Raw genomic sequence first — 11,050 nt, forward strand, 5'->3', positions numbered from 1 at the left:
ACAACTTTGCCCCGCCTGTGGACTGCGTACGCTATGACCCGACGTTACCGTTTAGCATATGCCGCCGCTTGTTTACCGGCCTGAATACCGAAGATGATGATATCGGCCACGGCGTTTCCGCCGATGCGGTTGGCGCCGTGAATGCCGCCGACCACTTCACCCGCGGCGTAGGCGCCCTGAATAACCTCTTTATTGCTATTCAGCACTTCGGTTGCCGTGTTTACAACCACGCCACCCATCGTATGATGAACGCCCGGGGCGATCTTGATGGCGTAGAACGGTCCTTTGTTGATCGGGTTACGCAACGCGGTCGTTCTGCCGAAATCGTCATCGTGCTGTTTTTCAACAAACGTGTTGTAACGTTCGATGGTTTTGGTCAGCTCGGCAGGTTCAATTTCCAACCGGTCAGCCAACGCCGCAATGGAGTCTTCGACTTCGACGAAGCCCTGAGCAACATATTCGCCGACCGCCATGTTTTTCTCTTTGACGTGATCGTCAAAGACGATATAGGCGTATTTTTCCGGCAGGTTGATAATGCTCGCAGACACCTTGTCACGCGTTTCCAATTCATTAAAGAAACGCTGACCGCTTTGGGAAACCAGAATCGCACCGCCGCCGCGGATAGATTCAGAGATCAGATAAGACGTATTCTGCTCCACCGTCGGGTGGATCTGAATTTCACCCATGTCGACGGTATCCGCGCCCAGCGCTTCCAGCAAGGTAATCCCGCTACCGGTGGCGCCTTTGTGGTTCGTCGTTACAAAGCCTTTCAGGTCCGGACGGTATTTCACCACCAAGTCCTGGTTGGCGCTGAATCCGCCGGTCGCCATGATCACGGTCTTCGTCGGAATGACGCGCTCTTCGTTTTCGTCGTTGAGGGTGCGAACGCCGGAAACCTTACCCTCTTCCTGCAAAATCTCGGTGACAGACGTTTCCAACATCACGTCGATGTTGCGCTGGTTGAGGTTTTTCACCAGTCCGCTGATCAGGTAGCCGCCTACCGCCGCGCCGCTGGCCGGACGGTGAGTTCGGTCGACGCTCATGCCGCCGGTGGTCGTCAGGTCGCTCAACTCGATGTTGCGATCGGCCAGCCAGTCGATGGCTTCGTGGGCGTGTTCAACGAAGTATTTCACCAGTTCAGGGTTGTTCTTGTTCTGGCCGCTTTTCAGCGTTTCGTTGTAGAACAGCTCTTTATCGTCGACGATCCCTTTTATTTTCTGGAAACGTGTTTCCGCTGCGTTCATCCCCGCAGAGGCTTTGATCGTGTTCCCGCCAATCACCGGCATTTTTTCGACAATCAGCACTTTGGCGCCATCATCAGCGGCCTGAATCGCCGTCGCCAGACCCGCGCCGCCGCTGCCGACGACAACCACGTCGTACTGCTGGACTTCGTCCGGGTTGCCGCCCTCTTCGATAATCGCTTCTTTAAACGACTTCGTCATCGCCTTCGTCACCGCTTTTTTGATGGCTTCGCTCTGTTCTGTGGCGCCGGTCACGGCGTCGACGTGCGAACTATTGGCATCAAGAATACGGGTTCTGATGATTTCAAAGCTGCCGATCAGCTCATCATCCCATCCGGCGGTATCGGCCAGCGCGATATCTTTGATGTGGTCTTTTTCCAGGCTGACGTTAACGATGAGTTCTTTATCGTTGTCCTGCACTTTCTCCTGGTAGACACCCGCCTTGAACTTTTTAGCGTTCAGGCTCATATCGCGGATCATGCTTTCAACCAGCGAGAAGCGCCACAGCGGTTCCGGGATAGTCAGTTCTTCACGCTTGGTGCTGTCGATGTAGAGGTCGATGTGTTCCTGCGCAGTGATGCGATCCATCCAGTCCGGGTAGGCGATGCAACCTTTACCCACCGCAACCAGATCATAACCGTGCTCCAGCGCGACATCGGCATCCGCCTTGTTGACGATGCCGCCGACGCCCACGACCGGCACCTGCGCCAGCGTGTCGGAACGCATAGCAATATATTTTTCGATCAGCGGGGTCGCGGACTCGGTATCGACGATAGAAGGACGCAGAGTGTGGCCCATGGAGAAGTGCACGTAGTCCAGACCGCGCGCTGCCAATTTTTCCAGCAGGTACAGGGTATCGTCGAAACGGATACCCGGCTCTTCCAGCTCTTCCGGCGAGAAACGGTAGCCGATGATGAAAGACGGATCGGCATACTTGTCTTTCATCTGGTGTGCGATATCCAGCACGGCCATCGGGAAGCGAGTACGGTTGTCGCGGCTGCCGCCCCATTTGTCTTCACGGCGGTTGGAGTGCGGAGAATAGAACTGCTGAATCAGATAGGTGTTGGCGCCGTGGATTTCCACACCGTCGAATCCGGCCTGGATAGCGCGATGAATGGCGCGACCAAACTTAGCGACCATCTCTTCCACTTCATCCGCCGTCAGCTCGATAGGCGTCGGCGCGCCGGGGCGAGGTGCGGCANCGGCGCTCGGCCCTACCGGAGATTCGCCGCCGATGAGTTTAGGATCGACCATGCGTCCGCCGTGGTAGATCTGCAGGATAGCTTTAGAACCCTGTTCTTTGACCGCGCTCGCGACTTTGGACAACCCTTCAATCTTGTTGTCGTCATCAATACCGATCGCGCCAGGGAAAGCCCGTCCGCGATCGTCGATGAAGCAGCATTCCACAATCAGCGCGCCGATCTTACCGGAACGCACCTGATAGTATTCGATGAGTTCCCTGGTGACGGAACCATCAAAAAAGCCGGTGCAAGTTGTCATTGGCGCCATAACGACCCGGTTTTCCAGGGTGACGCCATTAGGCAACGTGAACGGCTGCAATAATCTATCGTTAATGTTTGTCATTAAAATACCACCTAATTTTCACAAATTTTTAGCAAATTCTTAAATTCGGAAATGGCAGGCTGCCTTTTTATTGTTCGTGTTTTATTTGCCTACGATTATTATTCTTTTATTATGTGGTTTTTTTAATGTCATAATACTTTTTTTTTAATGTCTTAATTATTTAGTATTTGCAGTTATGTTACCACTCTGTTTAAATAAAAGTGTTTAATGTAAAAACATTATAAAGTGTAGGGTTTTATCGGCGATAAAATGACATGTCATTTATTTCTTCAACGTGTTCGTTAAGCGCGCCCTGCCGTTTTTTATTCGCTTATTTCACAACATCCCACATACCCACATAGGATTAACGGCTATTTCCGGCGCTGCTGGTTTTATGTACTCCCCTCTTGAACTGGCCTATTCTGAACGTCAATAGTCGATCTCAGATGCAAACAACACCATAAATTTCACATAAAAATCATAATGTTAATCTTTTAAAAAAGAGAAGCGAGACTTCATTGAATATATTCCCCCTCCGGAAGACAGGGTATTTATTAGCCGCATAACATGGTGATGGCGTTTAATAAACGCCAGTTTTTTCTTTCTGTACATTCTTTCAACGAAATCCCTTCCTGAGAGGGCAACATAAAAAAGCAGGCCTTTGTATGGATTTTCCTCAGTATGATTAGTCGTTATTTCGACGGTATTTTATTGCTGATAAATCGGCACAGGGCTTATATCAAGACGCAGAACATTGACCAGAAGGATCGAATGTCAGTCCCTCTTTATTGAAATTTTCACAGAGAACATCTTGAGGGCAACGAGATCTGCTCGGTGAGGAATGAGCGAGTCATTTTCCCGTGCATTCAATGAGAACGACAATTATTTGAGAATGGTGCGGAGATGAATATGACTTCTCTGCCCGGATATTTATTTAAAAAACGGATTATCATTATTAAAAAAGGCGATCAAGATAATAAAGGGTCATTCCGCACTTTACTGTTTCCCCGTTTATCCTATTTTTAGACATACCTCCCCCATGCGTCTAACAACTTCTCTAAATGTATTAAAATTTATATTATCCATTTTTAGATAAATAGGTGTGGAATCCATTTTGAATCCCTCCTCATAAACTGTGCTGTTTTTACTCACCGCTCAACTTTTCATAAAAAACGTGCGGCACTCTCTCGCTAACCCGGCCTGGCCAAGATCCGTCACAAAAATTAACATTTCCAGCCGTAATGGCACACTCAAGGGATAACTGTTCATCTCGGTTCATTTTCGGATCAGACTCAATAAGGTTGATGATTAGCCTGCATCTGAATTTTTTCGTTTTAGTTTAGCCCTAAACATTACCGTGATTTATTAATTTCCTGGCATTCTCTCATCTTTATTTCGACCCAAAACACAAGAAAAAATAATTTTTATAATCATAGAGATATAAAAAAACCTCAAGAAGTCGACGCTTTCCCCACCTTATCTGCGGCTTTTTTTTTACTTTTTATAAAACTCGGCCGTCTACTGCACCAAACGGCAATGAACAACCTAATCACCAAGCTTTCGACTATTAGATTAAAAGCGCTACGCTATTACGGATTTAATAATAGTTTCGCTGATCATCATCACCCCAGAAATATATTAAATCCTGAAACTTTCGTTGACATTTAATTACCTTCTTTTCGAAAAAAAGCGATGAAGTCGATTACCTGTTTGCCGATAACTGCATTGAAGAAATGAAACGTTGATGGATTTATATCTGGCTCGCGTGTTCCCCCACAAGCGTCCCAATGAATGGATGCATAAAACATAGTTCTGATTATTCAAGAACTCATACTCAATACTCCAGGGCTACGACTATGAATTTTATTCGTGACATCAAGATCAGAACCATGATGGTTCTTATCCTTATCCTGTTCTCTTTATTATGGGGAGGCGTATCAGCCTTCGCACTTTACTCTCTGGGCCAGCTGACCTCAGAAATCGAACTGACCAACGTCCAACAGGACAACGGCGATATCATCAACGGCGCCAGCGGACAGTATTACCGGGTCCAGAACATCCTGGACCGAGCCATGGAGCAAAAACTCAATAACAACCCAGACGGGTTTAAGTCGGGAATGCAGCAAGCCGCGGCAGAAATCGCGCGTTTGAAAGCGGGACTGGCGCAGTTTCAGGTGACCGATCACGCCAACATTAATAAAGTCACAATCGACGCGATCTATAACAGCTCACAGCGTCTCTACAGCGAAGCCGTTGTACCGATGTACGATGCGCTGGCAGCCGATCGCCTGGATACCTATAAGCAGATTGCGGAACAGACATACAGCCCGCTGCGTGCTGAGTTCACCACGGCCATCACTCAATACAACACCGTCATCGGCACGCTGAAGACCGAAGCTCAGGACCGCATCGGCAACTGGGTGAAATGGTGTGAATATATTCTGATGGCGGCGCTGGCTGTCGGCCTGATCATCGTGCTGCTGACCGATCGTTACCTGGCCAAGTTTGTGGTGCGTCCGCTTGATCAGATCAAACAACATCTGCAGGTGCTGGCCATAGGTCAGCTACATACCAAAATTGCAGACTTCGGCAAAAACTGCGTCGGCAGCCTGATCCCGTTCGTACAACAGATGCAGGGAAACTGGATCAATACCGTTTCCGACATTCGCATGAGCGCCGACGAAATTTATCGCAGCTCGGGTGAAATTTCCGCAGGCAACACCGACCTGTCCTCTCGTACGGAAGAGCAGGCCTCTGCGCTGGAGCAAACCGCTGCCAGCATGGAAGAGCTCAGCGCCGTGGTGAAACAGAACGCAGAAAACGCGAACCAAGCCAGCGTATTGGCGCAGAACGCTTCTAAAACGGCAAATGAAGGCGGTAGCGTCGTCAGTGATGTCATCAAAACGATGAACAACATCAGCGGCAGCTCGAAGAAAATCGCGGATATCATCAACGTCATCAACAGCATCGCGTTCCAGACCAACATTCTGGCGCTGAACGCCGCCGTTGAAGCGGCGCGTGCCGGTGAACAGGGTCGAGGCTTTGCCGTCGTCGCCAGCGAAGTTCGCAGCCTGGCGCAGCGCAGCGCCGAAGCGGCCAAAGAGATCGAAGGGCTGATCGATGAGTCCGTCAGCAACGTGAAAATCGGCTCTGAGCAGGTCACTCAGGCGGGCGACGCGATGGGCAACATTGTTCGCGCCATCACCAACGTCACCGACATCATGGGTGAAATTGCATCCGCCTCGAACGAGCAGAGCAAGGGCATTACTCAGGTCGGTCAGGCCGTCATCGAAATGGACAGCGTGACGCAGCAGAACGCCGCGTTGGTGGAAGAGTCCACCACCGCGTCATCGTCGCTGGAAGATCAGGCGCGTCGCCTGACGGAAGTGGTTTCCATCTTCCAGTTAGCAGAGTCCGAATCGCGTACCAAAGTCCCCGCGCCGGGCAAACCGGCTCAGTCCGCACCGGCTATCGCGCCGAGAAAACTAGGCTCGGGCACGCCGTCAGACGGAAACTGGGAAAAGTTCTAACCCCACGCTAACCACGCCCTGACGCCATCCGCGTCACATCGTGACGGCTCTCCGATCCACCGGGGAGCCGTTTTACTTTATCCTGCCAAGTTTCCCTTTCCACGCGGCTCTCCATTCGATTTAATGATATTGCTTGTCCACGGCTTTTTTTATGGTTTTTAATAGGAACAGGCGCCACGGGGCGAAGTGATTCACCGACAAAGTCGGAACTGACGCAATCACGCGGCAACGCCGCTTCGACGGCTTTTGTGAGGAACTCATGAAATTCAAATCTGATGCGTCGCCCGTCGATGCGGATAACAGGACCAGGCGTTACGAGCTGGATCGCTTCGATGTGACCATTCTGCGGCTACTACAAGCCGACTCGTCCATCTCTAACGTCGCACTGGCGGAGAACGTAAACCTCAGTCCTCCCGCCACCCTGCGGCGCGTGGAGCGGCTGAAACAGCTGGGTCTGATCAAAGGTTATGTCGCATTGCTCGACCCCGAGGCGCTGAATGCGGGCATGGTCGTCATCATCGGCGTCGTGCTGGACAGGTCTACCCCCGGCGCATTTAAGGATTTCGAGACGTCGGTTCAGCAGATCAGCGGCTGCATGGAGTGTCACGTCGTCACCGGCGAGTTCGACTACATGCTGATGATCCGCACCAAGGACAACCAGAGTTTTAACCGCCTGCACGCCGAACAACTGCTGTTCCTGCCAGGCGTGCGCCAAATTCGGTCGTTCATCGGCCTGCGGGAAGTGTTGTCCACCACTCAGCTACCGTTCTGAATACCGATTTTCCAGCAGTCTCCTGTTTGCCTGACATGAAAAAGCCCGCGTCACGCGGGCTGTTATCGCCACACCGTGGTGCCCTTAGCCGTTGCGGAATATATAGCTATAGGCGCTCAACGCCGGCGCGCCGCCCAGATGGGCATAGAGCACTTTGGCGCCTTTAGGGAATTCGCCGCGGCGAATTTTATCGATCATCCCCTGCATGGATTTTCCTTCGTACACCGGATCGGTCAATACGCCTTCCAGACGCCCGCACAGACGAATCGCTTCCAGCGTGCCTTCATTGGGCAGGCCGTATTCCGGGCCGCCGTAACGGGTATCCAGCACCACATCATCTTCGGTAATCGCCTGTCCCAGCTCGACCAGGTCGGCCGTCTGCTGGGCAATACGCAGGATCTGCGCCTTGGTCTGCTCCGGCTTGGCCGAGGCGTCAATCCCGATAACGTTGCGCGCACGGCCGTCGGCGGCAAACCCCACCACCATCCCCGCCTGCGTACTCCCGGTGACCGAGCACACGACGATATAGTCGAATTTAAATCCCAGCGCTTTTTCCTGCTCGCGCACTTCTTCCGCGAAACCGACGAAGCCGAGGCCGCCGTAAGGATGTTCAGAACAGCCGGCGGGGATTGGGAAGGGTTTCCCGCCGTTCTTCGCCGATTCGTCCATCGCATCCTTCCAGCTTTGACGGATGCCGATATCGAATCCCGCGGCGTCAAGACGCACATCCGCCCCCATGATCCGGGACAGCTCGATGTTCCCCACGCGATCATAGACGGCGTCGGCGTAATTCACCCAGTTTTCCTGCACCAAAATACATTTCATCCCCAGATGCGCGGCGACCGCCGCCACCTGGCGCGTCTGGTTCGACTGAATACCGCCGATGGAGACCAACGTGTCGCAGCCCTTCTCCAGCGCCTCGGGGATCAGATACTCCAACTTGCGCGTCTTATTGCCGCCGAAGGCCAGACCGCTATTGCAATCTTCGCGCTTGGCATAGATTTCAACTTCACCGCCCAGATACTCGCTGAGTCGTTTCATCGGCGTAATCGGCGACGGTCCGAAAGTTAACGGATAACGCGGGAATTTTTCTAAATTCATCATCAGGCTCCGACAGGTAATAGGGAACATAGTAGTCACAGGTGGTCACGATTTACGGGAAAAAGACTGCCCCTTGCGTTAGATACTACCCGAATGTGGAGTGATTAAAATTGCAAAAAAATACCCAATACCTGCTCTAAATTTCAAAAAATAAGCGTGAAAACGCTAATAAATCCGCAAAAAATATCCTTAAAGAAATTAAATTCACCCTCAAAAACCCAGCGAGCTATCCCCGTATTTTATCCTCTGCATTCGCGGGGGGACGAACATGGTGAAACCCCACGCGCGGCGCCCTCACCCTCTGCGCTCAGCGGGCGGAGATGGCATACTCCCGGCGTATTCGCTCATCCTGCTCGGCCAGTTCCCGTTTGAGAAAATCGCAGAAGTCGTTCAGCGCCGCCGTGCGCGGTTTGGCCGCATCGGTTTGAATCTGCATGGTCCGCTGACTGAAGGGTTCGCCGTCGATCGAGCGCATCTGCAATCCATCGCTACGCACTCGGTACAACACCGAAAAATGGCTGCAGATAGCGACGGCATCCGGTGTATTCAGCACAAACTCATAGAGAGTGGAAAAGTGATTACAGGTCAGTATCGGGTCGATGAATACGCCGTTCATGCGACAGGAGAGATCGAACAGTTGACGGATGGTGGCGGCCTGATCCGGCAACGCGACCGGATAGCCGTTCAGATCGGCCAGTTTAAGCCCGACATGCGCCAGCGGATGCGAGTCCTGCATGATCACCAGCACCGGCGCCGGATACGAGGCGACGATGTCGACGCCGTGCTCCAACGACAGGCTGAATTTGAGCGCCACATCGCATTCGCCGTTGCGCACCAGATCCGGCACCTGCCGCGTGGAACCCACCGTCAGCACGAAGTTGACCGATGAGTGCGTCAGACGAAACTTCGCCAACAGCGTCGGCATCAAATTAAAGGCGATACCGTCGGTGCAAACGACCCGAATGGTGGTTTGGCGAACCGATTTCAACCCTTCGATTTCGGCCACCGCCAGCTCCATATCCGCCATACTGCGCCGCACGTGATGTTCCAGAATCTGGCCCGCCGCGTTCAGCACCATGCCGCGCGGATGCCGTTCGAATAACGGCGCGCCAAGCCGATGCTCCAACTGCTGGATCTGACGGCTGATGGCCGAAACCGCGACGAACAGCTGCTGGCTGGCGGCGCTCAGCGATCCGGTGCTCGCCACGGCCATGAAGTAACGAATTTCGTTATTGTGCATCGGTCGCTCCGTTCATCTCGAAGGGGTTGTCAAAGTCTACCCCCTTTCTCTCCCTCAACGAACCGCGCCCGCTCCGGCGTCAACCAGAACAGGCGCGATAACCCCGCGGGGGATGAGTCAGCTGCGCGTCAGGCGGTGGTCTGCGTGGACTCAGCCTGCCGGCGTAGGCACAGCTGCTCCGCACCCTGTTCGGCCAAGTCCCAAAACAGCCCGGTCATGATCCGCAGCGCCTCCAGCGTCATGTCCGCCAGAATGTGTTCGTTGGGCGCATGCTGCGAGCAGGCCGGATAGGAGTGCGGCACCCACAGCGTCGGCAGACCCAGCGTTTCCGAAAAACAGGCGTTCGGCAGCCCGCCGCCGAAGTTGGGCAACACGGCTGGCGCTTTTCCGGAGGTGCGNGCGATTGACGTCGCGCCCCACTCCACCCACAGGNCGTTAGGGTCGAGCCGGGTGGCCTGATAGCAGCTGACGGCGTTGACGATCTCGACGTCCGCGAACCCATTGGCGTCCAGATGCTGCCGCAGATGTTGCGCAAAGTGCGCCACGTCGCTGCCGACCNCGTAACGCATATGGCAATGCGCCGAGGCGGAAGGCGGAATGGCGTGCGCCGGTTTGTCGGGATTGCCGGTGACATAGGCCAGCACATCCAGCGTATTCCACCCATACACTTTCTCGGCCGACGTCAGCCCCGGCTCNCCCCACTGCGGGTCAACCTCCGGGTCGGTCGGCCCGCCGCCCAGTTCGATATCCGCCAGTATCTGGCGCAAACTCTCCGACACCGCCGGAGGCCGCAGCCCCGGCACCAGAATTCGTCCCCGCGCATCGACCAGACAGGCGATGGCGTGCGCCAGTCGAATGCCTGGGTTGCTCAGCAGTCCTCCCCAGTTGCCGGAGTGATGACCGCCCTCGCGCGGCGTCAGCCGCAGCTCGAAATTAAACACGCCGCGCGATCCCAGAAACAGCGTGGGACGTACGGCGGAGATGCGTGGGCCATCCGAGGCGATGAACAGATCGGCCGCCAGCCAGTCACGGTACTGCGCGCAGACGTCGTTCAACCCCGGCGATCCGGCTTCTTCCCCCATCTCCAGAATCAGCTTGATGTTGTAGCCCAGACGATCGTGGCGGCCTTTCAGCACCTGTTCGAGCGCCGCCAGATTAATGGTGTGCTGGCCCTTGTTATCCGCCGTCCCGCGGCCATACCAGCGATTGCCGTCCTGCACCAGCCGCCACGGCGACAGCCCGCTGCGCCACTGATCGTCATAGCCCCGCACCACATCGCCGTGACCATAGGTCAGCACCGTCAAGGGCGCGTCGGCTTCCAGCCGCCGGGCCAGCAGGAAGGGACTTTTCCCCGCTATCGGGTTGTCCACAATTCGGCAGTCGAAACCGATGGCCTGCAAACGCGGCACCATCTCTTCCGTCAGATAGGCCATCAACACCGCCCCGGTTCCCTCGTCCTGACTCTCCGTTCGATAGGCTACCCGGCGCGCCAGCGTCTCGCTGAACGCGCCGCTGTTGAAATACTCTTCCGCTGCTCGGATCGTGTCTTCACGCGTCATAATTTGTCCGTCCTCTCTTTCGATGATAGTGATTCGGCACGCAG

6 protein-coding genes are annotated in these 11,050 nt (G+C 54.0%); 2 read left to right on the forward strand and 4 right to left on the reverse strand.

The window, feature by feature from the left end; translation table 11 throughout:
* Window positions 1–44 precede the first annotated feature (44 nt).
* Window positions 45–2,825, reverse strand: coding sequence for a flavocytochrome c (locus RZ35_RS15225; RefSeq protein ID WP_026744100.1), 2,781 nt, complete (start codon window positions 2,823–2,825; stop codon window positions 45–47).
* A gap of 1,835 nt (window positions 2,826–4,660) precedes the next feature.
* Between RZ35_RS15225 and RZ35_RS15230 the strand changes: the two genes are divergently transcribed.
* Entirely contained in the window at window positions 4,661–6,334 is a 1,674-nt protein-coding gene (locus tag RZ35_RS15230) for a methyl-accepting chemotaxis protein (protein WP_051625599.1), read from the forward strand.
* Window positions 6,335–6,593: 259 nt separating this feature from the next.
* A complete protein-coding gene (locus RZ35_RS15235; RefSeq protein ID WP_026744101.1) occupies window positions 6,594–7,106 on the forward strand; it encodes an Lrp/AsnC family transcriptional regulator in 513 nt (170 codons plus the stop codon).
* A gap of 84 nt (window positions 7,107–7,190) precedes the next feature.
* Here RZ35_RS15235 and RZ35_RS15240 read toward each other — a convergent pair whose 3' ends face one another.
* The 3 genes from RZ35_RS15240 to RZ35_RS15250 all read right to left on the reverse strand — a co-directional run bounded on the left by RZ35_RS15240 (window position 7,191) and on the right by RZ35_RS15250 (window position 11,006).
* Window positions 7,191–8,207: a 1-aminocyclopropane-1-carboxylate deaminase gene (locus RZ35_RS15240; RefSeq protein ID WP_026744102.1), complete on the reverse strand. Its 1,017-nt coding sequence runs from the start codon at window positions 8,205–8,207 to the stop codon at window positions 7,191–7,193.
* A 307-nt stretch (window positions 8,208–8,514) separates the two neighbouring features.
* Window positions 8,515–9,447 (reverse strand): LysR family transcriptional regulator, encoded by a 933-nt coding sequence (locus RZ35_RS15245; protein ID WP_026744103.1) that lies wholly within the window; start codon window positions 9,445–9,447, stop codon window positions 8,515–8,517.
* Window positions 9,448–9,575: 128 nt separating this feature from the next.
* The gene (locus tag RZ35_RS15250; RefSeq protein WP_026744104.1) at window positions 9,576–11,006 is read right to left on the reverse strand and encodes a M20 family metallopeptidase; all 1,431 of its coding nucleotides are present in this window, start codon (window positions 11,004–11,006) and stop codon (window positions 9,576–9,578) included.
* Window positions 11,007–11,050 lie beyond the last annotated feature (44 nt).

This window comes from Lonsdalea quercina subsp. quercina, assembly GCF_000688655.1.
Taxonomy (GTDB): domain Bacteria; phylum Pseudomonadota; class Gammaproteobacteria; order Enterobacterales; family Enterobacteriaceae; genus Lonsdalea; species Lonsdalea quercina.